We start from the raw sequence: 25,481 nt of genomic DNA, 5'->3' as shown, positions 1-25,481 counted from the left end.
CACGGGTTAAGTTCCGGCACGCTCCAAAAACTATTGGAAATAACTCGCCGCGCTTTCCGATCTAAAGCGCGGCCGCGGCATGATGCCGCGGCCCAAGCCCTGCGCTTAGTGCGCCTCGTCCCAGTTGTTGCCCACGCCGACGTCCACCACCAGCGGCACATCCAGCTTCGCCGCCTCGCTCATGTGCTCACGAATCTTCGCGCTGACTTCAGCCACCAGGTCCTCACGCACCTCCAGCACCAATTCATCGTGCACCTGAAGGATAACCTTGGCGTCCAGGCCAGAGTCCGTCAGCCAGTTGTCGACCTTCACCATCGCCTTCTTGATGATATCGGCTGCGGTGCCCTGCATCGGCGCGTTGATCGCCGTACGCTCGGCGCCAGCGCGCTCCTGAGGCTTGTTGGAGTTGATATCCGGCAAGTACAGGCGGCGTCCGAAGAGGGTTTCCACGTAACCCTGGTCAGCTGCCTGGGCACGGGTGCGGTCCATGTACTCGCGAACCCCCGGGTAACGGGCGAAGTAGACGTCGATGTAAGCCTTGGCGGTCTTGGTGTCGACGCCGATGTCCTTGCCCAGCTTCTGGGCCCCCATGCCGTAGATCAGGCCAAAGTTGATCGCCTTGGCGCTGCGACGCTGATTGGACGTGACCTCAGCCAGTTCAACCTTGAACACCTCGGCCGCCGTCGCGGTGTGCACGTCGAGGTCGTCGCGGAATGCGTTCAGCAAGCCTTCGTCCTTGGACAAATGCGCCATGATGCGCAGTTCGATCTGCGAATAGTCCGCCGCCAGCAGCTTGTAGCCCTTGGGCGCGACAAATGCCTGGCGAATCCGACGGCCTTCAGCGGTACGCACCGGAATGTTCTGCAGGTTCGGATCGCTGGAAGACAGACGCCCGGTCGCCGCGACGGCCTGGTGATAGGACGTGTGAACGCGCCCGGTACGCGGGTTGATCTGTTCCGGCAGGCGGTCGGTGTACGTACTTTTCAACTTGCTCATGCTGCGGTACTGCATCAGCACTTTCGGCAACGGATAGTCGTCTTCGGCCAACTTGGCCAAGACTTCCTCGGCCGTCGAAGCCTGGCCCTTGCCGGTCTTCTTCAGCACGGGCAGCCCGAGCTTCTCGTAGAGGATCGCCCCCAACTGCTTGGGCGAACCCAGGTTGAACTCCTCGCCTGCGATTTCGTACGCCTGGCGCTCGAGGTCCACCATCTTGTTGCCCAGCTCGATACTCTGGATGCCCAGTAAGGCCGCATCCACCAGGGCACCCTGGCGCTCAATGCGCGCCAGGACCGGCACCAACGGCATTTCGATGTCAGACACTACGCTGGCGAGGCTAGGGATAGCCGCAAGCTGTTTATGCAGTTCCTGATGCAGGCGCAGGGTTACATCGGCATCTTCCGCCGCGTAAGGCCCGGCCTGCTCCAGGGCAATCTGATCAAAGGTCAGCTGCTTGGCGCCCTTGCCGGCAATGTCCTGGAAGCTGACGGTGTCGTAATCCAGGTACTTCTTCGCCAGGCTGTCCATGTCGTGGCGGGTCGCCACGGAGTTCAGCACGTAGGACTCAAGCATGGTGTCGAAGGCGATGCCGCGCACGGTGATGCCATGTGCCGGGTCGCCACCGATGGCGCAGTTGGCCAGGATGTTCATGTCGAACTTGGCGTGCTGGCCGACCTTGAGTTTTTCCGGGTCTTCGAGCAACGGCTTCAGGGCCAGCAGCACGGTGTCCCGATCCAGCTGTTCCGGCGCTCCGATGTAGGAATGGGTCAGCGGAATGTAGGCTGCTTCGTGGGCTTTTACGGCAAAGGACACACCCACCAACTGGGCTTGCTGGGCATCGACACCGGTGGTTTCGGTATCAAAGGCGAACAGCTGGGCGTCGTTGAGCCTCTTCAGCCAGGCATCGAATTGAGCCTGGGTAAGGATGGTTTCGTACACCGGCTCCACAGAAACCGGGGCGACCGTCTCAACAGCCTCCTCAGTGACAGCGGCCGAGGGCGCCGCACTCAACTCGACTCGCTTGGCGTCACGCTGAATCTCGTCAATCCAACTCTTGAACTCCAGCAGCGTGTACAGCTCCAGAAGCTTCTCGCGATCCGGCTCGATCAGGTGCAAATCGTCCAGGCCCACATCCAGCGGCACGTCGATCTTGATCGTCGCCAACTGGTAGGAAAGGAATGCACTTTCCTTGTGCTCTTCGAGCTTGGCGACCAGGGTCTTGGCGCCACGAATCGGCAGGGTCGGCACGATATCGAGCTGCTCGTAGAGCTCCTTCAAACCGCCGTTGACGCCTACCAGCAAGCCGGAAGCCGTTTTTGGACCAATGCCCGGCACCCCCGGGATGTTGTCGGACGAATCGCCCATCAGCGCCAGATAATCGATGATCTGCTCGGGAGCGACACCGAATTTCTCCTTCACGCCCTCAACGTCCATGGCGCTACCGGTCATGGTGTTGACCAAGGTAATGTGCCCGTCCACCAACTGCGCCATGTCCTTGTCACCGGTGGAAATCACCACCGGCCGGTCGGCGGCCGCGCTGCTGCGGGCCAGGGTGCCGATCACGTCGTCCGCTTCAACGCCTTCGACGCACAGCAGCGGGAAACCCAGGGCGATCACGCTTTGGTGCAGCGGCTCGATCTGCACGCGCATGTCATCCGGCATGCTCGCGCGGTTGGCCTTGTATTCGGCGTACAACTCATCGCGAAATGTCCCGCCCTTGGCGTCGAACACCACCGCGAACGGGCTGTTCGGGTACTGCTTGCGCAGGCTTTTGAGCATGTTCAGCACGCCCTTGACCGCGCCGGTGGGCAGGCCTTTGGAGGTGGTGAGCGGGGGCAGCGCGTGAAAGGCGCGGTACAGGTAAGAAGAACCGTCCACCAGGACGAGGGGGGCTTGGCTCATGAGCAGGATCAACCTTTTCGGCGGGTCAGGCGCTAGAATAGCCGGACCAATGACGACAAAGGGACAAGGTTATCATGCGTACAGTAAATCGCCTGTTGTTGACCGGCTTGATTGCACTTACTCCGATGGCAGCCATGGCGGCAGATACTGCCCCTTCGGGCGACCCGGAAGTCACCATTCGCACGGAGGGCGACAAGACCATTCAGGAATACCGCCAAAATGGTTTCCTGTACGCGATCAAGGTGACCCAGAAAGGCTTTCCGCCGTATTTCCTGGTGCGCGCGGACGGAACCGATGCGAACTTCATCCGCTCTGACCAGCCGGATATGCTGATCCCGTCATGGAAGATCTTCGAATGGAAATGATTTCTTAACTTTAATCGGCGCTGCTCCCCGCAGCGCCCGTAACGGCAGTTTTAACCATGTCTGTGTTCACCCCCCTGGCTCGGCCCGAGCTGGAAACCTTTCTTGCCCCTTACGGGCTCGGCCGCCTGCTTGATTTCCAGGGGATTGCCGCTGGTAGTGAAAACACCAATTTTTTCATCAGCCTGGAACAGGGCGAATTCGTCCTGACCCTGGTTGAACGCGGCCCCGTGCAGGAAATGCCGTTCTTCATCGAGCTGCTGGACGTACTCCACGACGCCGACCTGCCGGTGCCTTACGCTCTGCGCACCACCGATGGCGTGGCCTTGCGCGAGTTGGCCGGCAAACCGGCGCTCCTGCAGCCGCGCCTGGCGGGCAAGCACATCAAGGACGCCAACGCCCAGCATTGCGTGCAAGTGGGCGAATTGCTCGGCCACCTGCACCTGGCCACCCAAGGCGAGAAGGTGCTGGAACGCAAGACCGATCGCGGGCTGGACTGGATGCTCAGCGAAGGCGCGCAACTGATTTCGCACCTCGACGCCGAACAACAAGGCCTGCTGCAAGCCGCGCTGGACGAGATCGAGGCGCATAAGGCAGAGATCCTCGCGCTGCCCCGGGCGAATATCCACGCCGACCTGTTTCGCGACAACGCGATGTTCGAAGGCACGCACCTGACCGGGCTGATCGATTTCTACAACGCCTGCTCGGGGCCGATGCTGTACGACGTGGCGATTGCCCTGAATGACTGGTGCTCGGACGCCGACGGCGTGATCGACGGCCAGCGGGCACGGGCATTGTTGGGAGCGTATGCGGGCTTGCGACCGTTTACCGCCAAGGAAGCGGAGCTGTGGCCGGCCATGTTGCGCGTGGCGTGCGTGCGGTTCTGGCTGTCACGCCTGATTGCCGCGGAATCGTTTGCCGGGCAGGACGTGCTGATTCACGACCCGCGAGAGTTTCAAGTGCGCCTGGCGCAACGCCAGCAGGTCAAGACGCCGCTGCCGTTCGCGTTGTAGCACACGGTCAGTGTGGGAGCTGGCTTGCCTGCTCCCACATTTGATCTTCGTTGTGGCTTATAAAGACTCCAGGCACCCTGCCAGGTCATTCCCCAGCTTCTCCAGCACCTGCTCATAACCCTGAGCCGTGGCCGGCGTATAGCCGCCCAACGCATCCAGTTCCGCCAGCTCCACCGGCAGACCGGCTACCAGCGTTTCCGCCAGACGCGGGCGCAGCGGTGGCTCGCTGAACACGCAGGTCTTGCCCACTTCCTGCAAACGCGTGCGCATCGCCGCCACATGCTGGGCGCCCGGCTGTACTTCTGCGGCCACGCTGAATACGCCGGTGTGCTTGAGGCCATAGGCATCTTCGAAGTAATCGAACGCCTCATGGAACACGAAGTACGGCTTGCCGGCGACATCCGCCATGCGCGCCTTCAAACGCGCATCCAGCGCGTCCATGCGGCCATCAAACGCCTTCACGTTGCTTTGATAACGCTCGGCATTCGCCGGGTCGGCAGTGCTGAGGTCTGCCGCCATGCGGTTGGCGATCACCCGGGCGTTGACCGTCGACAACCACAAATGCGCATCCAGGCTGCCAGGGCGATGATCGTGATCGTGTTCGTCAGCCTCTTCGGCGTGGGAGTGGCTATCTTCGGCGAACCGGCGCAGTTTCATCCCCGGAAGGTCCTGCACCGCCACCGTCGGCAAGCTGCGGCCTTTCAACACTCGTGGCAGAAAGCTCTCCATGTCCGGGCCAATCCAATACAGCAGGTCCACCGACTGCACGCGCCGTACGTCGGAAGGCCGCAGAGCATAGTTATGCGGCGACGCGCCCGGCGGCAGCAATACCTCGGGAATCGCCACGCCGTCCTGCACGGCGGCGGCAATCAGCTGTAACGGTTTGATGCTGGTCAGCACCCGAACCTCCGCCTGAGCGGCACCGGCAAGGAACAAACTGGTGACGAATACGACAAAAACGGGAAAAAGTCTGGACACGATGACCACTCAAGGAGGCAGGAACAGGTAACATAATAACGTCTCTCACAAATATCTGTCGCCGCTCATGCCTAAAACACCGCTTGCCAGCCGTCCCCATGACCACTCTCACTGCGTGCACAGCGCACTGTCAGAGGCCGACGCCTTGTGCGCGCGCCAAGGCCTGCGCCTGACCGCCCTGCGTCGCCGGGTGCTGGAGCTGGTGTGGCAAAGCCACAAGCCGCTGGGTGCCTACGACATCCTCGGCGTGCTCAGCGAGCAAGATGGCCGCCGCGCCGCCCCACCCACGGTGTACCGCGCGCTGGACTTCCTGCTGGACAACGGCCTGGTGCACCGCATCTCCTCGCTCAACGCCTTTGTCGGCTGCAACCACCCGGAACACGCGCACCAGGGCCAGTTCCTGATTTGCCGCGAATGCCATGCCGCCATCGAGCTTGAGCAAAAAAGCATCAGCGACAGCATCATCAAGAGCGCCGGCGACGTCGGCTTCAAGGTCGAAGGGCAAACCGTCGAAGTCGTCGGTGTGTGCTCGGGCTGCCAGGGGGCTTGATGAGCACTGCGTTAATCCGCCTGGAGCAGGTCGGGGTCACGTTCGCCGGGCAAAACGTGCTGGACAACATCGCCCTGAGCGTCGAGCCGGGGCAGATCGTCACGCTGATCGGCCCCAACGGCGCCGGCAAGACCACCCTGGTGCGCGCCGTACTCGGCCTGCTCAAGCCCGACAGCGGCAGCGTGTGGCGCAAGCCCAAGCTGCGTGTCGGGTATATGCCGCAAAAGCTGCACGTGGACCCAACGTTGCCCCTGTCGGTGCTGCGCTTCCTGCGCCTGGTGCCCGGTGTAGACCGTGCCCGCGCACAGTCAGCCCTGAAGGAAGTCGGCGCCGAACAGGTGATCGACAGCCCGGTGCAAAGCATCTCCGGCGGCGAAATGCAGCGCGTGCTGCTGGCCCGCGCCTTGTTGCGCGAGCCGGAATTGCTGGTGCTGGATGAACCCGTGCAAGGCGTCGACGTAGCAGGACAAGCCGAGCTGTACAGCCTGATCACCCGCCTGCGGGACCGCCACGGCTGCGGCGTGCTGATGGTCTCCCACGACTTGCACCTGGTGATGAGCACCACCGACCAGGTAGTGTGCCTCAATCGCCACGTGTGCTGCTCCGGCCACCCGGAACAGGTCAGCGGCGACCCGGCTTTCGTCGAGCTGTTCGGCAAGAACGCCCAGAGCCTGGCGATTTATCACCACCATCACGACCACGCCCATGACTTGCATGGCGCCGTCGTGGACGACCCCGCCACACCTCACACCCACGTTCACGGAGATAGCTGCAAGCATGGCTGATTTTCTGCTCTACGCCCTGCTGGCAGGCTTGGCTTTGGCGCTGGTGGCGGGCCCACTGGGCTCGTTCGTGGTCTGGCGGCGCATGGCCTATTTTGGCGACACCTTGTCCCACGCCGCGCTGCTGGGCGTGGCCATGGGCTTTCTGCTGGACGTCAGCCCGACCATCGCCGTAACCGTCGGCTGCCTGCTGCTGGCGGTGCTGCTGGTGACCCTGCAACAGCGCCAGCCGCTGGCCTCCGATACATTGCTCGGCATCCTGGCGCCGAGCACGTTGTCGCTGGGCCTGGTCGTGCTGAGCTTCATGCACGAAGTGCGCATCGACCTGATGGCCTATCTGTTCGGCGACCTGCTGGCGATCAGCCCCACCGACCTGGCCTGGATCCTAGGCGGCAGCGCGGCGGTGCTGGTGTTGCTGGTAACGCTGTGGCGCCCGCTGCTGGCAATCACCGTCCACGAAGAACTGGCCACCGTCGAAGGTTTGCCCGTGGCCGCGTTGCGCATGACCCTGATGTTGCTGATCGCCGTGGTGATTGCTGTCGCGATGAAGATTGTCGGCGTATTGTTGATCACATCGCTGCTGATCATCCCGGCCGCTGCGGCCCAGCGCCACGCCCGATCACCGGAGCAAATGGCGGTCGGCGCCAGCCTGTTGGGGATGCTTGCGGTGTGTGGTGGCCTGGCGCTGTCCTGGTTCAAGGACACCCCGGCCGGGCCGTCGATTGTGGTCACGGCGGCCGCCCTGTTTCTGCTGAGTTTTGTCCTGCCCCGTCGTGGGGTGTAGACTTGCTCGCTTTTTGCGCAATTAGAGAGTCGCAGGAATGAAGTTGTTCAACTCCCGTTATCTGCTCCTTGCCGCATTTTCCTTGCTGCTGGGCGCCTGCCAAAGCACCCCGCCCGCCGCCCCTGAGGCCCCGGACGCGCGCGCTGCGGCGATCGCACAGCTGGAGCAAAACCTCGCCAGCAGTGAACTGGCCACCGCCGAAGACGAACTGGCCGCGTTGCAGGCCCAGTCGCCCAACGACCCCGCGCTGGAGCCTTATCAGCGCCAACTGGCCGAAGCCTACCTGCAGCGCAGCCAGATCGTGCTGCAAAAAGGTGACGTCAACGCTGCCGCCACGGCCCTGAGCCGTGCACGGGCACTGATGCCCAAGGCGCCAGCGCTGACCGGTGGCGTCAACAGTGCAATCGCCCACGCCCGCAAAGCCGAGCTGGATAAAGCCGAGGCCGCCCTGAAGGCCGCCGAAGCCAAGCCTCCCGCCAGGGTCATCGACCCCGCAGCTGAAAGCACAACAGTTGCGCTGAACCTCACCGATATTGAAGCGCTGCGCCACCAACTGGATGAGATCGCCACCGATGTGGTGAATTACCAGTGTGATGTGAGCATCCAGGCGCCGCGCACGGAAGATTACCCATGGCTGGCCACGTTGCTGACCAAACGGGTAAAACGCATCGATTCGGGGTATGACCTGAAGATTCACCGGCAGATTCTGAAGAAGGTCCCGGCGCAGGTTGTGCTGATTCCGCGCAAGGCTGAATAAAGCATCGCCGGCAAGCCAGCTCCCACACTTGAATGTATTCACAATTCAAAATGTGGGAGCTGGCTTGCCGGCGATAGCGGCCTAACAAACAACCAATAGCTTAAGCCGGAACAGCTTTGGCCTTCGGCTCCCGCTCCCAGACCCGATGCTGGGCAATCGCGGCAAAGAACGCCTTCAACGCCTTCGCATCACCGCCCACAATCAACCCCGCATCCGCCTCAAGCTTCAGCACATCCAGCAACTGCTTCGCCTCACCGGCCAAGGCGATCGCCTTCAGGTGCTTGTACGCTTCAAGCAGGTAATGCAACGCCACACCATCACCGCTCAACGCCTGCACCGACTTCGCGCCGCCCGGCACAAACACCGCGTCGAACGCCACCGACGGCAAGCCTTCCATGGACGCATCCACCGGCAGGCTCTTGCCATCCGCCGTGGTCACCGGTGCCGACGTAGGCCCCAGCAGCTTCGCATGTGCTCCCGCAGCCTCAAGGGCCTTTTTCAACGCATCAATCGCAGCACCATCAACACCGTTCGCCGCCAGAATCGCTACTTTCCGAGTCTTGATATCACCCGACAGCAAGTTGGCCTGGCTCAAGGCTGGCGAACGTTCCGGAGACGTCTTGCGCTCCGGCACGGTGCCCTTCTTCGGCGCCGGCAAGCCCAGGTTCTGCGCCACGCGCTTGGCCAGCTCCAGGTCGATGTTGGCGAGGATCTCATTCACCTGGCGAGCGCGGATAAACTCACGCTCCACCTTGCCCAGCTCGAAGCTGTAGGCGGCGATGATGTGCTCCTGCTCGTGCTTGCTCATGCTGCGGAAAAACAGCCGCGCTTGGGAGAAGTGATCGCCGAACGACTCGCTGCGCTCACGGATCTTGTGGGCATCGATACGCTCTGGATAGGTCTCAAAACCACCGTCCTGCGCCGCAGGCGGGGTCTCTTTCGGCCAGCCACCATCAATCGAATTCGGCTCGTATGCCGCGCGGCCCTTGTCGATGGTGGTGCGGTGCATGGCATCCCGCTGGCCGTTGTGGAACGGCGCTACCGGACGGTTGATCGGCAGCTCGTGAAAGTTCGGCCCGCCCAGTCGGCTGATCTGCGTGTCGGTGTAGGAAAACAGCCGACCTTGCAGCAGCGGGTCATTGGAGAAGTCGATGCCCGGTACGATATGCCCTGGGCAGAACGCCACTTGCTCGGTCTCGGCGAAGTAGTTGTCCGGGTTGCGGTTGAGCACCATCTTGCCCAGCGGCGTAATCGGTACCAGCTCTTCGGGGATCAGCTTGGTCGGGTCGAGGATGTCGAAGTCGAACTTGTGCTCGTCTTCCTCGGCAATGATCTGCACACCCAATTCCCATTCCGGGTAATCGCCGCCTTCGATGGATTCCCACAGGTCGCGACGGTGGAAGTCGGTGTCTTTACCTGCAAGCTTCTGCGCCTCGTCCCACACCAGGGAACAGGTGCCGACGGTAGGCCGCCAGTGAAATTTGACGAAGTTGGATTTGCCCTCGGCATTCACCAGGCGGAAGGTATGCACGCCAAAACCCTGCATGGTCCGCAGGCTTTTTGGAATCGCGCGGTCAGACATGGCCCAAATCACCATGTGCGCCGACTCTGGCTGCAGCGAGACAAAATCCCAGAACGTATCGTGAGCCGAGCCGCCGGTAGGAATCTCGTTGTGGGGCTCAGGTTTTACCGCATGCACGAAGTCAGGAAACTTGATCGCGTCCTGAATGAAAAATACCGGCATGTTGTTGCCCACCAGGTCGAAGTTGCCTTCGTCGGTGAAGAACTTCACGGCAAAACCACGCACGTCACGCACGGTATCGCCGGAACCGCGAGGGCCCTGCACCGTGGAGAACCGCGCAAATACCGGGGTTTTATGCTCAGGGTTACGCAGGAAGCCGGCCTTGGTCAGCGCCGAATGGTTTTCATAGGTCTGGAAATAACCATGGGCGCCGGTACCGCGGGCATGGACGATGCGTTCCGGGATGCGCTCATGGTCAAAGTGCGTGATTTTCTCACGCATGATGAAGTCTTCCAGCAGCGAGGGGCCACGGGAGCCGACCTTCAAGCTGTTCTGGTTATCGGAAACCTTCACGCCCTGGTTGGTGCGCAGCGCCTGGCCGGTCGCGTCGGAGCGGAATGTTTCCAGGCTTTGCAGCTTGGCGTTGGTGTTGCCACGGTCCAGCGTGTCGGTACCCGCAAGTTCGCTCTTGGGCGGGGTGACTGGCTTTTTAGTGCTCATCAGACAAAAACTCCTCGTTTGCGTTGGCCAGAGCGATCCCCGGCTCTTCTTGAGCAAAACCCCAGGCACGGCACCCGGGAATTTCGAGTTGCTTAAGTAGTGACTGACACGGTTTTGGACCGTTCCTTTTTTATGACCTTTGATCGCGTTATTGCCAAATCGCTGGTCAGATGAGAAATAAATGCTAAGAAACACTATACGGACAGGCTAAAATGCGCGCCCGGCTAACCGCTGATCCCTTTTTAATGCGCCCCACAAGGTTCGCTACGTGATCGAGTTTCATAACGTCCATAAAACCTACCGGGTCGCCGGTAAGGATATCCCCGCGCTGCATCCCACCAACCTGCGCGTCGAAAATGGCCAGGTGTTTGGTCTGATCGGCCATTCCGGTGCGGGAAAAAGTACCCTGCTGCGTCTGATCAACCGCCTGGAGCAGCCCAGCGGCGGCCAGATCAAGGTCGATGACGAAGAAGTCACCGCCCTGGATGCCAACGGCCTGCGCCGTTTCCGGCAACAGGTCGGGATGATCTTCCAGCACTTCAACCTGCTGGCGTCCAAGACCGTCGCTGACAACGTGGCACTGCCGCTGACCCTCGCCGGCGAACTTTCCCGCAAGGAAATCGACCTGCGGGTGGCCGAACTGCTGGCCCGGGTCGGCCTGTCTGACCACGCCAGGAAATACCCGGCGCAGTTGTCCGGCGGCCAGAAGCAGCGCGTCGGCATCGCCCGCGCCCTGGCTACCAAGCCAAAGATCCTGCTGTGCGACGAAGCCACCAGCGCCCTCGACCCGCAAACCACGGCCTCGGTCCTGCAACTGCTGGCCGAGATCAACCGCGAGTTGAAGCTGACCATCGTGCTGATCACCCATGAAATGGACGTGATCCGCCGAGTCTGCGACCACGTGGCCGTGATGGACGCCGGTGTGATCGTCGAGCAAGGCACCGTCGCCGACGTGTTCCTGCACCCCAAGCACCCGACCACCAAGCGTTTCGTGCAAGAGTCCGAGCAGGTTGACGAAGGCGAGCAGCGCGATGACTTCGCCCACGTCCCGGGCCGCATCGTGCGCCTGACGTTCCAGGGCGAAGCGACCTACGCGCCGCTGCTGGGTACCGTCGCCCGCGACACGGGTGTGGACTACAGCATCCTCGCCGGTCGTATCGACCGCATCAAAGACATTCCCTACGGGCAACTGACCCTGGCCGTCACCGGTGGTGACATGGAGGCCGCGTTCGCCGCCTTCACCGCGGCAGACGTCCATATGGAGGTGCTGCGCTAATGGAAATCCTGTTGAGCTTTTTCTCGAACATCGACTGGTCGGAAATCCTGCTGGCCACCGGCGACACCATGACCATGCTGTTCGGCTCGCTGCTGTTCACCGTGCTGCTGGGCTTGCCGCTGGGCGTGTTGCTGTTCCTGTGCAGCCCGCGCCAGTTGTTTGAACAGAAGAACCTGTACGCCTTGCTGTCGCTGATCGTGAACATCCTGCGTTCGCTGCCATTCATCATTCTGTTGATCGTGATGATTCCGTTCACGGTGCTGATCACCGGCACCTCGCTGGGGGTGGCCGGTGCCATTCCGCCGCTGGTGGTAGGCGCCACGCCGTTCTTTGCGCGCCTGGTGGAAACCGCGTTGCGTGAAGTGGACCGCGGGATTATCGAAGCGACCCAGGCCATGGGCGCCACGACCCGGCAGATCATCACCAACGCCTTGTTGCCCGAAGCCCGCCCCGGCATCTTCGCGGCGATTACGGTGACGGCGATTACACTGGTGTCCTACACGGCCATGGCCGGTGTGGTCGGTGCCGGTGGCCTGGGTGACCTGGCGATCCGTTTCGGTTATCAACGCTTCCAGACCGACGTGATGGTGGTCACCGTGGTGCTGCTGTTGATCCTGGTGCAAATTCTGCAAACCGTCGGCGACAAGCTGGTGGTGCACTTTTCTCGAAAATAACGGCTATTGCCGGCGCGAAGCCGGCCAATACCCGAACAAGGAGCTTGTTGAATGAAAAAACTACTGGTTGCTTTCGCCGCCGTTGCCGCGTTTTCCGCCCACGCCGCCGAAACCCTGACCGTGGCTGCGTCCCCGGTGCCTCACGCTGAAATCCTCGAATTCGTGAAGCCGGCACTGGCCAAAGAAGGCGTGGACCTGCAAGTGAAAGTCTTCACCGACTACGTTCAGCCAAACGTACAGGTGGCCGAAAAGCGCCTGGACGCCAACTTCTTCCAGCACCAGCCGTACCTGGATGAATTCAACAAAGCCAAGGGCACTCACCTGGTGAGCGTTGGCGCTGTGCACCTTGAGCCTCTGGGCGCTTACTCCAGCAAGTACAAAAAGCTGGAAGAGCTGCCAAGCGGCGCCAACGTCGTGATCCCGAACGACGCCACCAACGGTGGCCGTGCGCTGTTGCTGCTGGCCAAGCACAACCTGATCACCCTGAAGGACCCGACCAACATCCTGTCGACCATCAAGGACATCACCGGTAACCCGAAAAACCTGAAATTCCGCGAACTGGAAGCTGCCACCCTGCCGCGCGTGCTGACCCAGGTCGACCTGGCGCTGATCAACACCAACTACGCGCTGGAAGCCAAGCTGGATCCGTCCAAGGACGCCCTGGTGATCGAAGGCAATGACTCGCCTTACGTGAACATCCTGGTGACCCGCGAAGACAACAAGGACTCGGATGCAGTGAAGAAGCTGGTTGCAGCCCTGCACACCCCGGAAGTGAAAGCGTTCATTCTCGAGAAGTACAAAGGCGCGATCCTGCCGGCGTTCTGATCCAGAGCTGAAATCCGATCTCCCAAACACTGGAGATCAAATGTGGGAGCTGGCTTGCCTGCGATGGCATCGCTGCGGTGTATCAGTAACACCGCGCCGCCTGTATCGCAGGCAAGCCAGCTCCCACACTTTTAAGCGCTACACGCCCGGCAACACCTTGGGCATATCGCGCAGCCGGATCCACGGCTCATTGCGCCACCGCAGCACACTCAAACTCACCGTCGACCAGGCCAACCAACTCAGGGCCGGGCTTTCGCTTGCCTGCTGTTTGTCGCGCAGGGCGGGCACCACTTCGTGAGTCAGCCATTGGCGCAGGGCGCGGTTTTCGGGGCAGTAGTGATAGATCAACATCGCGTAAACCCCGGATTCGCTGAGCATCAACGTCGGCGCAGCCCGGCGGTGGGTGGTCGCGGTCAGTGTTTGTTGTTGGTCAGGATCGAGCTTGCGCAGCAAGGCTTCATTGAGATGCAGGCCCATCAGATGGCCAATGTCGCGGGCGCTGAACCAGGCTTGGGCATCGATGAGGATGGCGTGCAGTTGCTGGTGATGGCGGGTGAATACTTCGGGGGTGCAGGGCGGGTCGGGGGTGAGTACTTTCATGATCTGGCTCCTAACGTATTGAGGGGCCGCCAAGCATTACTTCCACGTAATGGGTGGCGGCTGTACGCAGGTGTGGAAGACCGGGACGTTAGGCACCCGGCGCGCTCGAAAGCGCCCCGCGCACAACCACCATAAAACACAGACGATAAAAAGCGCCTGACTCTAGGTGGCGCTTTGTGCGCCTAACGATATAAGGGCTTCCACACCCTGTCACTGAATTTGCAGCGACAGGGCAAAGACTAGTCAGTCGACGCACGCCAAACAAGTTCGCGCCGACCGCTACACGTTGCGGGAAAAGTCCGACGACATAACTTTAATGCCGTGCACATAACCAATGTGGAGCGGGCTTACTGTGGTGAGCGGGCTTGCCCCGCGCTGGGCTGCGAAGCAGCCCCATCGATCTGTGGTGAATCCGACGGGGGACAAGCCCCCTCACCACAGTAAGCCAGCTCCCACAGTTGCGCCATGGTGCCAGCACGACAAGTGACAGGCTTACTTACGCTGCAACAACCCCGGGAACTGCGCCACCAGCTTCTGGTTGTTCAATGGCGCACGAATAAACCCGCGCTGCGTCCCATCCGGTCCGATCAGCGCCAGGTTGCCGCTGTGGTCGACGGTGTAGTTGGGCTTGCTGGTGTCCGCCGGAATAAACGGAATGCTCAGCGCGTTCGAAACCTTCTGCACATCGTCCACATTCGCGCCGGTCAGCCCTTCGAACTGCGGATCGAAGTAGCCCAGGTACTGTTTAAGCTGCGCCGGCGTATCACGATTCGGGTCAACGCTGACCAAAATCACCTGCAACTTATCCACAACGTCTTTAGGCAGTTCGCTCTTGATCTGGCGCAACTGGGCGAGGGTGGTCGGGCAGATGTCCGGGCAGAAGGTGTAGCCGAAGAACAACAGGCTCCATTTGCCCTTCAGCTCATTGACCACCACCGGCTGGCCGTCCTGGTTGGTCATGGTCACGGGCGGCAGCTGGCGGCTTTGCGGCAGCAGGATGATGCCCGCGTCGATCAAGGCCGTCGGGTCGCCCTGGCCTTTGCCGCTCAGTACTTTGTTGACGGTCAGGCCCATGATCAACGCGACGATGGCCACCAGAATGAAGACAGTTTTTTGAGTTCGAGTCATAGGTTCAACAATAGGTAATGGTCTACGAGCAGGGCGATAAACAGCATGAACAGGTACCCAATAGAGTACTTGAAGGTGTTGATCGCCGCGTGCGGCCGACTGCCACGGTACAGCACCCAGGCCCATTGCAGAAAGCGCCCGCCCAGAACCAGCGCACACACCAGGTACAGCACGCCGCTCATGTGGATGACATAGGGCATCAGGCTGACCGCCAGCAGGGCGAAGGTGTAGAGCAGGATATGCACCTTGGTGTAGTGCTCGCCGTGGGTCACGGGCAGCATCGGGATGTCGGCCTTGGCGTATTCCTCCTTGCGGTGAATCGCCAGGGCCCAGAAGTGCGGAGGTGTCCAGGCGAAGATGATCAGCACCAGCAGCAACGGCTCGGCACTGACGTGGCCAGTAACGGCGACCCAACCCAGCAACGGCGGCGCGGCGCCGGCAAGGCCACCGATGACGATGTTCTGCGGCGTGGCACGCTTGAGGAAGCCGGTGTAGATCACGGCGTAGCCCAACAGCGAAGCCAGGGTCAGCCACGCGGCCAGTGGGTTGGTAAACGCCAGCAGCAGAGCCAGCCCGGCCACCGCCAGCACCAGCGCGAAAACAAGCGCCGCCACAGGCGATACGCGCCCTTCCGCCAGCGGGCGTTTATGGGTGCGCGCCATCAGCGCATCGATGCGCCGGTCCACCACATGGTTGACCGCCGCCGCACCACCGGCACACAGGGCAATGCCCAGATTGCCGAAAATCAGCACCGGCCACGGCACCCCGGCGCGGGTGGCGAGGAACATGCCCACCAGCGAGGTGATAAGCATCAGCACCACTACTTTTGGCTTGGTCAGCTCCAGGTAGTCACGCCAGATCGCCTGGCTGTGACGCTCGCCGATCAAGGTCGCCATGGCATCTCTCCTTTTATTGTTATGAGGCCCGACACGTGTTTACGCGGGCTGAAGCGCCAGCCGAACGGCAACTGATGCCGCACCCGGACCAGGCTGGTACGGGCGTGGTAATTGACCAGCACCAGCGTCAGCAGCAACGCCGCACCGCCGGCGTTATGGGCGACCGCCACCGGCAGCGGCAGGTGGAAATACACGTTGCTCAGCCCCAGGCAGATTTGCGCCGCCAGGGCGATCAGCAACAGGCCAGCCAGGCGGGTCATACCGACCACCTTGAGCTGCCAGGCCAGGCCCAGCAGCACGACGGTGACCAGCAGCGCGCCAATCCGGTGGGTCAGGTGAATTGCCGTACGCGCGTCACTGTCCAGTTGGCCGCCGAGGTAATTAGGGCCTATATGCTGGGTCAAGTGGAAACCATTGGCGAAATCTGCCGCCGGCCACCATTGGCCGTGACAGGTCGGCAGGTCGATACAGGCCACCGCCGCGTAGTTGGAGCTGACCCATCCACCCAGGGCAATCTGGCCGATCACCAGCACCAGCCCGGCCGTGGCCCAGTACTGCAAACGCCTGGGCACGATCAGCGCCGGCAACACGCCGGACAGGCGCAGTGTCAGCAAGAACAGCAGGCTCAACGTCGCAAACCCGCCCAATAAATGCCCGGTGACCACCTGCGGCCAGAGCTTCAGCGTCACCGTCCACATCCCGAACGCCGCCTGGGCAAACACCACCGCCAACAGGAACAACGGCAGTTTCAACGGCTGCCCCGGATGATGACGATGGGTCCAGGCGCGGGCCGCCAGCAATACGATCAACAGCCCGAGGGTGCCGGCGAAGTAACGGTGAGTCATCTCGTTCCAGCCCTTGTCCGCCTCTACCGGCGCGTCCGGGTAATGCAGTTCGGCATGGGCCAACTGGGCTTCGCTCTTCGGCACGCTGATAAAGCCGTAGCACCCCGGCCAATCCGGGCAACCGAGGCCCGCGTGGGTCAGGCGGGTATAGGCACCCAGCAGCACTACGATCAGCGCCAGCAAGGTGGCAAACAACGCGAGGCGAAATCCAGGTTTGGCCATGACGGTGTCCTTATCCGATGTTCGACAGTTTCAGCAGCAGGCGCAGGTCGTTGAGCAGGTCCTTGCCCTTGACCCGGGCGTCGTAGCGCAGCACCAGGTTGCCGTGGGGATCGACGATCCACAGCTGGGCATCGCCGCTGCCTTGAGCGGCGGCGTCTTTGTTGAAGGTCGAGAGGTCCAGGGAGTAGCGCTGCAGTTGCGGATATTCGGCCTTGAGCCTGGCGTCGTAGGCGGTGCTCACCGGCTGCGCGCTGGCCAGGGCGTGGCTGGCGCGGGAAGCATCACGGCCCAGGCCGATTTGCAGCTGGCGCGCCAGGTACACCAGTTGCTGGCAGTCAGCTGCGCAGGCAGTGGGCGCGGTGACCAGCAGTTGCCAGCGGTCTTCGTCGGCCTGCACGCCAATGTCGGCACGGGTCTGGCCATTGCCGATCATCTCGCCGTGGTAGCTGCGGTTGTCCGGCACCCAGAACTGCAACTTGTACATGAAGGTGGCGAGCACCATTGGGCCGACCACCATCAGCAGGATCAGGATCAGTTGCCAGCGCCCCTTGCGCCGGTTGGGCGCTGCCGGCGCGTCAGACATGTTGAGTGGATTCATGGCCGCTCCCATGGCGCTTCTCCTTTTTTGTGTTGTGCCATCCGAGGTAGAGGTAAAGACCGAACAGCGCCACCGCCATGGCGAACCACTGCACGGCATAGCCCAGGTGTTTTTCCGGGCCCATGGCGACCACGGGCCAGTTGGTGTCGTAGGTGGCCGGGCCCGCTTCAGCCCGCACTTCATAGGCGAATCCGCTGCGATCCAACTCGGCCCACAACGCTTCGGGATGCAGTGCAGTCAGCAATCGCGGCCACTTTGCGCCCGCCGGATCGGCATGCAGCTGGAAGGTCTCGCCCGGGGCCACATAGACCCAGGCGTCGACATTCAGCGGTTGTTCGGGGGTAGTGAACACGGGCGGCGTGCGCCGGTCCGGCCAGGGCAGCCAGCCGCGGTTGAGCAGCAGCCACTGGCCGCTGGCCTGATCATGGAACGGTTGCAGCAACTCGACACCGACCTTGCCGTCCCGAAAGCGGTTGTCCAGCAATACGCTGTGCTCGGCGTCGAACTGCCCGCGCAAGTGCACGCGGCGGAAGGCCGGGTCTTCGGTGGCCTGCAGTTGCGTACTGCTCATGGGCTCGGCGGCGCGACGCTCGGCGTAGGTTTCCAGCAACGCCTGTTTTTCATGGCCGCGCGACAGCTGCCAAAATCCGAGGGACACCAACAGTGGCAGCAGCACAAGCACCACCAGCGTCGGCGCGATACCGGGGCGAAAGGGTTTCATGGCATTGCCGCAGAGGTCGGTGCTGCGCTGGCTATACTGAATCTCATTGCTCGCCCCCTCCAAAAAAGAGCCCCGGAGCCCACCATGCTCAAAGCAGCCATTGCCCTGATGCTGATTGCTACCGTCGTGAGCCTGTTCAGTGGCTTGTTCTTTCTGGTCAAGGACGAGGGCAACTCCAACCGCCTCGTCACTGCCTTGACCGTGCGTGTGGTGCTGGCCGTGATCACCCTGGGGTTGATCACCTGGGGGTTCTTCAGCGGCCAGCTGGTGTCTCATGCGCCTTGGTGAAACACCTCAAAGCACGTAAACGAAGAAAAACAGCCCGATCCACACCACGTCCACAAAGTGCCAATACCAACTGGCCGCCTCGAACCCGAACTGGTGTTCGTTGTTGAAATGCCCTTTCAGGATGCGCATCAGCATCACAAACAAAATGATGGTGCCGATGGTCACGTGAGCACCGTGGAAGCCGGTGAGCATGAAGAAGGTCGCGCCGTACACACCGGAGCCCAGGGTCAGGCCCAGCTCCTTATAGGCATGGATGTATTCCTCGGCCTGGAAGCCGAGAAACGCCCACCCCAGCAGCACGGTGATCGCCAGCCAGATCTTCAATGCGCCGCGATGGCCTTTGCGCAAGGCATGGTGGGCGATGGTGATGGTCACGCTGGAGCTGACCAGCAAGATCGTATTGACCAGCGGCAAGCCCCACGGGCTGATGGTGCCCTTGGGTGCGGGAAACAGTTTCGGGTCAGGATTGTTCAACAGCGGCCAGGCAAATTCGAAGTTCGGCCACAGCATGTGTGCGATGCCCTTGTGGCCTTCGCCCGCCAGCCACGGCGCTGACATATGCCGCACATAAAACAGCGCACCGAAGAACGCGACGAAAAACATCACTTCGGAAAAGATGAACCAGGTCATGCCCCAGCGAAAGGAGCGGTCCATCTGCGAACTGTACAAACCGGCGCGGCTTTCCTTGATCACGGCGCCGAACCAGCCAAACATCATGTAGGCCAACAGCAGGCCGCCGACGAAAAAGATCAGCGGGCCGTGGGACTCCGGGCGTGCGGCCTTCAGATCGTTGAACCAGGTAGCCAGCCCGAACACCGTAATCAGCATGCCCAACGTGGCAATTATTGGCCATTTGCTTTGCGCTGGTACGTAGTACGTATCATGAGTCGACATGTATTCGTTCTCCTAATCGAGCCCGCAAGCAACGCCTAGCCGCCGGTATGGACAGCCACGGGCGGTTGGCGCGCGGTGATATCGAACAGCGTGTACGCCAGTGTCAAATGCTTCACATCCTTCGGCATGTCGCGGTCGACAATGAAGCGCACCGGCATCTCTATGCGCTGACCTGGCTGTAGCACTTGCTGGGTGAAGCAAAAACACTCGGTCTTGTGGAAGTACATCGCCGCCTCGGCGGGCGAAATGCTCGGCACCGCCTGCGCCGTCATCGGCTTGTCGGTGGGGTTGTAGGCCACGAACAGCATCTCGGTGACCGCGCCAGGATTGACCACCACCTCGTCGGCCTTGGAGTGGAACTCCCAGACCATGTCGATGGCGTTGGTGGACAGGAATTGCACCCGCACCTGGCGCGTCGGGTCTACCACCTGCTCGCCTTCGTACTGTCCGGCGGTCTTGCCGTTGATGCCGAACGCCTTGCACATCACGTCGTAGATCGGCACCAGGGCAAAGCCGAAGGCGAACATCGCCACCACCAGGATCAGCAGCCGCGTGACCAGGCGCTTGATAGGCACGGACTCAAGCATGGCGGCCACCTGCGAACGAATGTTCTGTGAATGGCTTTTCTGTGGGAGCTGGCTTGCCTGCGATGCTGGCAACTCGGTCTTTCAGGTACACCGAGGTGATGCCATCGCAGGCAAACCAGCTCCCACAGGGTAGGGAGGTGTTCATTTGACCTCCGGCGGCGTGGTGAAGGTGTGGTACGGCGCAGGCGAAGGGATGCTCCACTCCAGCCCTTCGGCGCCATCCCACGGCTTGGCCGGCGCAGGCTTGCCGCCACGGATGCACTTGATGACGATGAACAGGAAGAAGATTTGCGTCGCGCCAAAGGTGAAGGCACCGATGGAGGAGACCATGTTGAAATCGGCGAACTGCAAGTTGTAGTCCGGCACCCGACGCGGCATGCCGGCCAGTCCTACAAAGTGCATCGGGAAGAACGCCATGTTCATCCCCACGAACGACAGCCAGAAGTGCAGCTTGCCCAGGGTTTCGTCGTACATGTGGCCGGTCCATTTCGGCAGCCAGTAGTAGGCCGAGGCGAAGATCCCGAAGATCGCGCCGGGCACCAGTACGTAATGGAAGTGCGCCACCACAAAGTAGGTGTCGTGGTACTGGAAATCCGCCGGGGCGATAGCCAGCATCAGGCCGGAGAACCCGCCGATGGTGAACAAAATCACGAAGGCCACGGCGAACAGCATCGGCGTCTCGAAAGTCAGCGAGCCTTGCCACATGGTGCTCACCCAGTTGAACACCTTCACCCCCGTGGGCACCGCAATCAGCAGCGTGGCGTACATGAAGAACAGCTCGCCCACCAGCGGGATACCCACCACGAACATGTGGTGCGCCCACACGATGAATGACAGGAACGCGATGCTCGCCGTGGCGTACACCATCGAGGTGTAGCCGAACAACGGCTTGCGCGAGAAGGTCGGGATGATCGAGCTGACGGCACCGAAGGCCGGCAGGATCATGATGTACACCTCGGGATGCCCGAAGAACCAGAACACATGCTGGAACAACACCGGGTCACCGCCACCGGCAGCACTGAAGAAGCTGGTGCCGAAGTGGATGTCCATCAGCATCATGGTCACGCACCCGGCCAGCACCGGCATCACCGCGATCAGCAGGAAGGCGGTGATCAGCCAGGTCCAGACGAACAGCGGCATTTTCATCAGGGTCATGCCGGGGGCGCGCAGGTTGAGGATGGTGGCGATGACGTTGATCGCGCCCATGATCGAGCTGATGCCCATCAGGTGGATGGCGAAGATGAAGAACGTCACGCTTTCCGGCGCGTAGGTGGTGGAGAGCGGGGCGTAGAAGGTCCAGCCGAAGTTCGGCCCGCCGCCAGGCATGAACAGGGTGGACACCAGCATCAGGAACGCCGCCGGCAACAGCCAGAAGCTGAAGTTGTTCATGCGCGGCAGGGCCATGTCGGGCGCACCGATCATCAACGGGATCATCCAGTTGGCCAGGCCGACAAACGCCGGCATCACCGCACCGAACACCATCACCAGGCCATGCATGGTGGTCATCTGGTTGAAGAACGCCGGCTCCACGATCTGCAGGCCCGGCTGGAACAGCTCCGCACGGATCACCATGGCGAACGACCCGCCGAGCAGGAACATGGCGAAGCTGAACCACAGGTACATGGTCCCGATGTCTTTGTGGTTGGTGGTCAGCACCCAGCGCATCAGGCCCTTGGCGGGGCCGTGAGCGTGGTCACCGGCATGACCGTGGTCATCGATCACAGCGCTCATGGCTTTTCTCCTGCGAACGAGTGGGCGGGACGGTTCAGGGAAGACGCAATGAAGGAAGTCATTTGCTTTCCGCCTGTTTCAAAGCCAGCACGTCTTTAGGGGTGACCATGTCGCCTTTGTTGTTGCCCCAGGCGTTACGTTCGTAGGTCACGACCGCCGCGATATCGACTTCCGACAGTTGCTTGCCGAACGCCGCCATGGCGGTGCCGGGCTTGCCGAAGTACACGCGGTGCAGGTGGTCTTCCTTGGGTCCCGTGGCAATCGGCGAGCCTTTGAGCGCCGGGAACATCGGCGGCAGGCCCTGGCCTTCCGCCTGGTGACAGGCGACGCAGGTGGTGTGATAAACCTTGTCGCCACGGGCCACCAGTTCATCCAGGGTCCATTCCTTGGAGGTCAGCTCCTTGAGCTTGGCCGCCTCTTCCTTGCGCTCGCCGAGCCAGGTGTCGTAGTCGGCCTTGGACTTGACCTCCACCACGATCGGCATGAACCCGTGGTCCTTGCCGCACAATTCGGCGCACTGGCCGCGGTAGATGCCGGGCTTTTCAACCCGGGTCCAGGCCTCGTTGACGAAGCCGGGAATCGCATCACGCTTGACCGCAAACGCCGGCACCCACCACGAGTGGATCACGTCGGCGGCCGTCACCAGGAAGCGCACCTTGGCGCCCACCGGCAACACCAACGGCTGGTCGACTTCCAACAGGTAATGCTCGCCTTTGACGGCCTGGTTATGGATCTGCTCGGCGGGCGTGGCCAGGTTGCTGAAGAATTCGACGTCCTGACCCAGGTATTTGTAGTGCCACTTCCACTGGTAGCCGGTGACCTGGATGTCGATGTCCGACTCAGTGCTGTCGTAGATGTTGATCAACGTCTTGGTGGCCGGAATGGCCATCGCCACCAGGATCAGCAAAGGCACCACGGTCCAGAGAATCTCCACCGTCGTACTCTCGTGGAACTTGGCCGCCACTTGGCCCGTGGAGCGCCGATGGATGATCATCGACCAGAACATCGCGCCAAACACGACGATGCCAATCGCCACACAAATCCAGAAAATGGTCATGTGCAGGTCAAACACGGCGTGACTGACTTCAGTGGCCCCTGGCGCCATATTCGTTGTCCAGGCGGCTTGCGCCTGGCCGAATACTGACCACAACAGTAGGCCCATCCAAACATGTGGATGTCGCGTCATTGCGGGTTCCCCTTATCATTCTTGTTATCCCGCCGGTTTGCACCTGCGGCCAAGGGAGCGGCTTCCATACTGCTTACAACCGCCAAGCCTTGCCTGCTCATGCAGTCGGGCGTCATCAGCTAATTGCGTACAAAACCGAGTATAGACAGCGACCGCCACCCCGCAATGTGATCGGGCAAATGAACGAAAATGGACGAACCGACCACACAACAGGACCGATGGCGCGCGTTATCCGACGAACGATGGCGATTTGATATAACAGCAGTGCATAACCATGAAATAATTATGACAAATGCGTCTTAGGCTCTCGTATAAACGAGCTACCTTATGCTCTCCCTATTTCCTACGCCTGCATCACTGGAGCTTTCATGAACACCGCCGCATTGCGCGAGCAGATTTCCCGTGCCCATCAACACGAAACCAGCACTGGCCAGCTTGCTCAGCAGCTGGAAGTCCAGTTACCGCACCTGCACCCGGCTATCTCCCTGCCGGATGTCGACGCCAAAGGCGTGATGACGCGTTTTGTCAGCGCCTACATCGACCAGGTCCCGGATCTGCTGGACGCGGCCAACGATGTCGCCCGCGAAGCCGGTATTGAGAGCCAGATCAAACCGGTGCTGAAAATCGCCGAGCATTTCTTCCTGCAGCCTCCGGCGATCCTGGCCGGGCATGAAGGCCTGGACGGCTTGCTGGACGAGGCCTACCTGGCGCATCGCCTGGTGGAAGAGGTCAACGATCTGTATATCAAGCACTTCGGCCAGCCGTTGATTCCGCTGGATACCACCGTGGCGAACGTGATTGCTCACCAATTGATCGGCGAGACCTTTGCCAATCAGCTGGATGAAGCGGTGCACCACGCCGTGGACGAGATGCTCAACGAAGAGAGTTTTGCGCTGGAGTCGGTTGAAGCGTACCGCGACAAGCTCAAGAGCCCGGACACGGAAGCCGCCTGGAAGCGCTGGCCGTGCCTGTCGCGGCAGTTGGGCGTGGGGCTTGAGCTGGATCAGCCGGCGTAAATCTCCTGACTGACATAGATCCAATGTGGGAGCGGGCAAGCCCGCTCCCACATTTTGATCCGGCTTTGTCAGCCAATGGACGGAGCCGAGCCTATTCCGGTCGTCGTCCTGACTCTGCCTTCCAACCTGCGTTTCAACCCCCGCGCCTCGATCACCAACGTCGAGCCCTTGGCCGCATTGGCGCGCCCCCATTCCTCCAGCAGCTCAAGGCAGGAATGGTCGATATAACTCAGGTTACTGAGGGGCACATGCACCGTGGTGCCGGCGGGCACCGTCGACAGCACCTGGGTCAATGCCGGCACCTTGAGAAAGGTCGCAGCGCCCGTCAAGCGCAACTCCATCTCGCCCTCCAGCGGCAGGTCGATCAGGCTTATTTTCAGGCGCGAAGCCTTGAACGCCAGCTTGACCAGCGTCAGCCCGAAGCCCACCAGCACGCCCGTCAGCAAGTCGGTAAAGATGATCGCCAGGGCCGTCGCGGCATAGGTAAACATCGGCATCCGGCCGTAACGCGCCAGGCCACGAAACGCCTTCATATCCACCAACTTGATCCCGGTGTACACCAGCACACCCGCCAGGCTCGCCACCGGAATGCTTTGCAGCACACTGGACAGCAACAGCACGAACGCCAGCAGCCATAAGCCGTGGAACATCGCCGACAACCGCGTGGTAGCGCCGGCCTGGACGTTGGCCGAACTGCGCACGATCACGCCGGTCATCGGCAGGGCGCCCACCAGGCCACACAGCATGTTGCCCACGCCTTGTGCCGACAATTCCTTGTCGAAGTCAGAACGTTGCCCGGCGTGCATACGGTCGACAGCCGCCGCCGACAGCAATGTTTCGGCGCTGGCGATAAACGCCACGGCGAACGCAGCGATCAACAGGTTGGGGTCCGCCAGGTTCAGCAAGTCGCTGGGGCGCAGCCAGTCGATGGCGTCCGCCAGGTTTTCCGGCACCTCCACACGCTTGACCTGCAGCGCCAGCACCAGGCTGGTAACCGTTGCCAAGCCCACGCCGAGCAGGGCGCCCGGCACGAAGCGCAGCGTTTGCGGGCGAAACTTATCCCACAGCCACATCACCAGAATCGTCGACAGCCCGAGCAAACCGGCCTGCCAACCCAGGCCCCCGCCGAGGGTCGGAATCGCCTGGACCAACGCCGCCGGAAAGCCGGCGAGGTTATCCAGCCCGGAAGGTTTGGGTGCACCGTCGAGCATCACGTGGACTTGCGACAGGACAATCAGCACCCCGATACCCGCCAGCATCCCGTACACCACCGCAGGCGCAGTGACGCGAAACCAGCAACCCAGACGCAAGCGCCCGGCCACCAGTTGCAGGAAGCCCGCCAGCAACAGAATGGGCCCGAGCATGGCCATGCCATGCTGGCGCACCAACTCGAACACCAACACCGCCAAACCCGCCGCAGGCCCGCTGACTTGCAGCGGCGACCCCGCCAACCAACCCACGACAAGACCACCGATGATCCCGGTGATCAGGCCTTTGGCTGGCGGCATCCCTGATGCGATCGCGATCCCCATGCACAGCGGCAGGGCAACCAGAAACACAACCACGGAGGCCAGCAGCTCCCGTGGCAGCACAGCTTTTAATTGAGCAGCACGCATGATGACTCTCCC

25 protein-coding genes are annotated in these 25,481 nt (G+C 61.5%); 11 read left to right on the top strand and 14 right to left on the bottom strand.

Annotated elements, in window-relative coordinates; translation table 11 throughout:
• Positions 1-105: 105 nt before the first annotated feature.
• Complete coding sequence (gene polA, locus P3C29_RS06215; RefSeq protein WP_275964101.1) at positions 106-2,898, bottom strand: DNA polymerase I; 2,793 nt, start codon at positions 2,896-2,898, stop codon at positions 106-108.
• 74 nt (positions 2,899-2,972) lie between these two features.
• Here polA and P3C29_RS06210 point away from each other — a divergent pair, with 74 nt between their 5' ends.
• Positions 2,973-3,263, top strand: a complete 291-nt coding sequence (locus P3C29_RS06210) for a DUF2782 domain-containing protein (protein WP_010168640.1) — start codon at positions 2,973-2,975, stop codon at positions 3,261-3,263.
• 56 nt (positions 3,264-3,319) lie between these two features.
• Entirely contained in the window at positions 3,320-4,273 is a 954-nt protein-coding gene (locus tag P3C29_RS06205) for a homoserine kinase (protein WP_201125807.1), read from the top strand.
• A 57-nt stretch (positions 4,274-4,330) separates the two neighbouring features.
• Here the strand turns inward: P3C29_RS06205 and P3C29_RS06200 are convergent, their stop codons facing one another.
• The gene (locus tag P3C29_RS06200; protein WP_275964100.1) at positions 4,331-5,260 is read right to left on the bottom strand and encodes a zinc ABC transporter substrate-binding protein; all 930 of its coding nucleotides are present in this window, start codon (positions 5,258-5,260) and stop codon (positions 4,331-4,333) included.
• A 46-nt stretch (positions 5,261-5,306) separates the two neighbouring features.
• Here P3C29_RS06200 and P3C29_RS06195 point away from each other — a divergent pair, with 46 nt between their 5' ends.
• From P3C29_RS06195 to P3C29_RS06180, 4 genes are read left to right on the top strand one after another with little or no spacing between them, the layout of a single operon-like run.
• On the top strand, positions 5,307-5,801 hold the full coding sequence (locus P3C29_RS06195) for a Fur family transcriptional regulator (RefSeq protein ID WP_173406108.1): 495 nt from the start codon (positions 5,307-5,309) through the stop codon (positions 5,799-5,801).
• The gene (znuC, locus tag P3C29_RS06190) at positions 5,801-6,586 is read left to right on the top strand and encodes a zinc ABC transporter ATP-binding protein ZnuC (RefSeq protein ID WP_010168633.1); all 786 of its coding nucleotides are present in this window, start codon (positions 5,801-5,803) and stop codon (positions 6,584-6,586) included. Before P3C29_RS06195 ends, znuC begins: the two co-directional genes overlap by 1 nt.
• Complete coding sequence (znuB, locus tag P3C29_RS06185) at positions 6,579-7,367, top strand: zinc ABC transporter permease subunit ZnuB (protein ID WP_010168631.1); 789 nt, start codon at positions 6,579-6,581, stop codon at positions 7,365-7,367. Before znuC ends, znuB begins: the two co-directional genes overlap by 8 nt.
• 37 nt (positions 7,368-7,404) lie before the next feature.
• Entirely contained in the window at positions 7,405-8,124 is a 720-nt protein-coding gene (locus P3C29_RS06180) for a PA5502 family lipoprotein (RefSeq protein WP_169386720.1), read from the top strand.
• A 100-nt stretch (positions 8,125-8,224) separates the two neighbouring features.
• Here P3C29_RS06180 and katE read toward each other — a convergent pair whose 3' ends face one another.
• Positions 8,225-10,366 (bottom strand): catalase HPII, encoded by a 2,142-nt coding sequence (gene katE, locus P3C29_RS06175; protein ID WP_275964098.1) that lies wholly within the window; start codon positions 10,364-10,366, stop codon positions 8,225-8,227.
• Between the two features lie 268 nt (positions 10,367-10,634).
• Between katE and P3C29_RS06170 the strand changes: the two genes are divergently transcribed.
• The 3 genes from P3C29_RS06170 to P3C29_RS06160 are packed head-to-tail and all read left to right on the top strand — an operon-like array spanning position 10,635 to position 13,141.
• Positions 10,635-11,642 carry a methionine ABC transporter ATP-binding protein gene (locus P3C29_RS06170; protein ID WP_010168624.1) on the top strand — a complete coding sequence of 336 codons (1,008 nt, stop codon included), beginning with the start codon at positions 10,635-10,637 and terminating at the stop codon, positions 11,640-11,642.
• A complete protein-coding gene (locus P3C29_RS06165) occupies positions 11,642-12,316 on the top strand; it encodes a methionine ABC transporter permease (RefSeq protein ID WP_010168623.1) in 675 nt (224 codons plus the stop codon). The genes P3C29_RS06170 and P3C29_RS06165 overlap by 1 nt, the downstream gene beginning before the upstream one ends.
• Positions 12,317-12,367: 51 nt before the next feature.
• Entirely contained in the window at positions 12,368-13,141 is a 774-nt protein-coding gene (locus P3C29_RS06160; protein WP_177043559.1) for a MetQ/NlpA family ABC transporter substrate-binding protein, read from the top strand.
• 138 nt (positions 13,142-13,279) lie between these two features.
• Here the strand turns inward: P3C29_RS06160 and P3C29_RS06155 are convergent, their stop codons facing one another.
• The 6 genes from P3C29_RS06155 to P3C29_RS06130 all read right to left on the bottom strand — a co-directional run bounded on the left by P3C29_RS06155 (position 13,280) and on the right by P3C29_RS06130 (position 18,151).
• On the bottom strand, positions 13,280-13,741 hold the full coding sequence (locus P3C29_RS06155) for a Bro-N domain-containing protein (RefSeq protein ID WP_275964096.1): 462 nt from the start codon (positions 13,739-13,741) through the stop codon (positions 13,280-13,282).
• A gap of 492 nt (positions 13,742-14,233) precedes the next feature.
• Positions 14,234-14,869 (bottom strand): SCO family protein, encoded by a 636-nt coding sequence (locus tag P3C29_RS06150; RefSeq protein WP_275964095.1) that lies wholly within the window; start codon positions 14,867-14,869, stop codon positions 14,234-14,236.
• A complete protein-coding gene (gene cyoE, locus P3C29_RS06145; RefSeq protein WP_169386723.1) occupies positions 14,866-15,765 on the bottom strand; it encodes a heme o synthase in 900 nt (299 codons plus the stop codon). The genes P3C29_RS06150 and cyoE overlap by 4 nt, the downstream gene beginning before the upstream one ends.
• Positions 15,753-16,832 (bottom strand): COX15/CtaA family protein, encoded by a 1,080-nt coding sequence (locus P3C29_RS06140; RefSeq protein ID WP_088426066.1) that lies wholly within the window; start codon positions 16,830-16,832, stop codon positions 15,753-15,755. The genes cyoE and P3C29_RS06140 overlap by 13 nt, the downstream gene beginning before the upstream one ends.
• 10 nt (positions 16,833-16,842) lie before the next feature.
• The gene (locus tag P3C29_RS06135) at positions 16,843-17,442 is read right to left on the bottom strand and encodes a hypothetical protein (protein ID WP_275964094.1); all 600 of its coding nucleotides are present in this window, start codon (positions 17,440-17,442) and stop codon (positions 16,843-16,845) included.
• The gene (locus tag P3C29_RS06130; RefSeq protein ID WP_275964093.1) at positions 17,408-18,151 is read right to left on the bottom strand and encodes an SURF1 family protein; all 744 of its coding nucleotides are present in this window, start codon (positions 18,149-18,151) and stop codon (positions 17,408-17,410) included. Before P3C29_RS06130 ends, P3C29_RS06135 begins: the two co-directional genes overlap by 35 nt.
• An 84-nt stretch (positions 18,152-18,235) precedes the next feature.
• On the opposite strand from P3C29_RS06130, the gene P3C29_RS06125 reads away from it, so the two are divergent.
• Positions 18,236-18,439, top strand: a complete 204-nt coding sequence (locus P3C29_RS06125; protein WP_010168612.1) for a twin transmembrane helix small protein — start codon at positions 18,236-18,238, stop codon at positions 18,437-18,439.
• A gap of 6 nt (positions 18,440-18,445) precedes the next feature.
• Here P3C29_RS06125 and P3C29_RS06120 read toward each other — a convergent pair whose 3' ends face one another.
• The 4 genes from P3C29_RS06120 to coxB all read right to left on the bottom strand — a co-directional run bounded on the left by P3C29_RS06120 (position 18,446) and on the right by coxB (position 22,837).
• The gene (locus P3C29_RS06120; RefSeq protein WP_010168610.1) at positions 18,446-19,333 is read right to left on the bottom strand and encodes a cytochrome c oxidase subunit 3; all 888 of its coding nucleotides are present in this window, start codon (positions 19,331-19,333) and stop codon (positions 18,446-18,448) included.
• Positions 19,334-19,368: 35 nt separating this feature from the next.
• On the bottom strand, positions 19,369-19,920 hold the full coding sequence (locus tag P3C29_RS06115) for a cytochrome c oxidase assembly protein (RefSeq protein WP_008439615.1): 552 nt from the start codon (positions 19,918-19,920) through the stop codon (positions 19,369-19,371).
• Between the two features lie 141 nt (positions 19,921-20,061).
• Positions 20,062-21,651 carry a cytochrome c oxidase subunit I gene (gene ctaD, locus P3C29_RS06110; RefSeq protein ID WP_063033712.1) on the bottom strand — a complete coding sequence of 530 codons (1,590 nt, stop codon included), beginning with the start codon at positions 21,649-21,651 and terminating at the stop codon, positions 20,062-20,064.
• Between the two features lie 58 nt (positions 21,652-21,709).
• The gene (gene coxB / locus P3C29_RS06105; RefSeq protein ID WP_010168606.1) at positions 21,710-22,837 is read right to left on the bottom strand and encodes a cytochrome c oxidase subunit II; all 1,128 of its coding nucleotides are present in this window, start codon (positions 22,835-22,837) and stop codon (positions 21,710-21,712) included.
• Positions 22,838-23,205: 368 nt separating this feature from the next.
• Between coxB and P3C29_RS06100 the strand changes: the two genes are divergently transcribed.
• Positions 23,206-23,853 (top strand): hypothetical protein, encoded by a 648-nt coding sequence (locus P3C29_RS06100; RefSeq protein WP_010168604.1) that lies wholly within the window; start codon positions 23,206-23,208, stop codon positions 23,851-23,853.
• Between the two features lie 68 nt (positions 23,854-23,921).
• Here P3C29_RS06100 and P3C29_RS06095 read toward each other — a convergent pair whose 3' ends face one another.
• Positions 23,922-25,469, bottom strand: a complete 1,548-nt coding sequence (locus P3C29_RS06095; protein WP_275964092.1) for a SulP family inorganic anion transporter — start codon at positions 25,467-25,469, stop codon at positions 23,922-23,924.
• Positions 25,470-25,481 lie beyond the last annotated feature (12 nt).

It is taken from the genome of Pseudomonas sp. 1912-s, assembly GCF_029269205.1.
GTDB lineage: Bacteria > Pseudomonadota > Gammaproteobacteria > Pseudomonadales > Pseudomonadaceae > Aquipseudomonas.
This window is presented reverse-complemented; position numbering and strand designations above follow the sequence as displayed.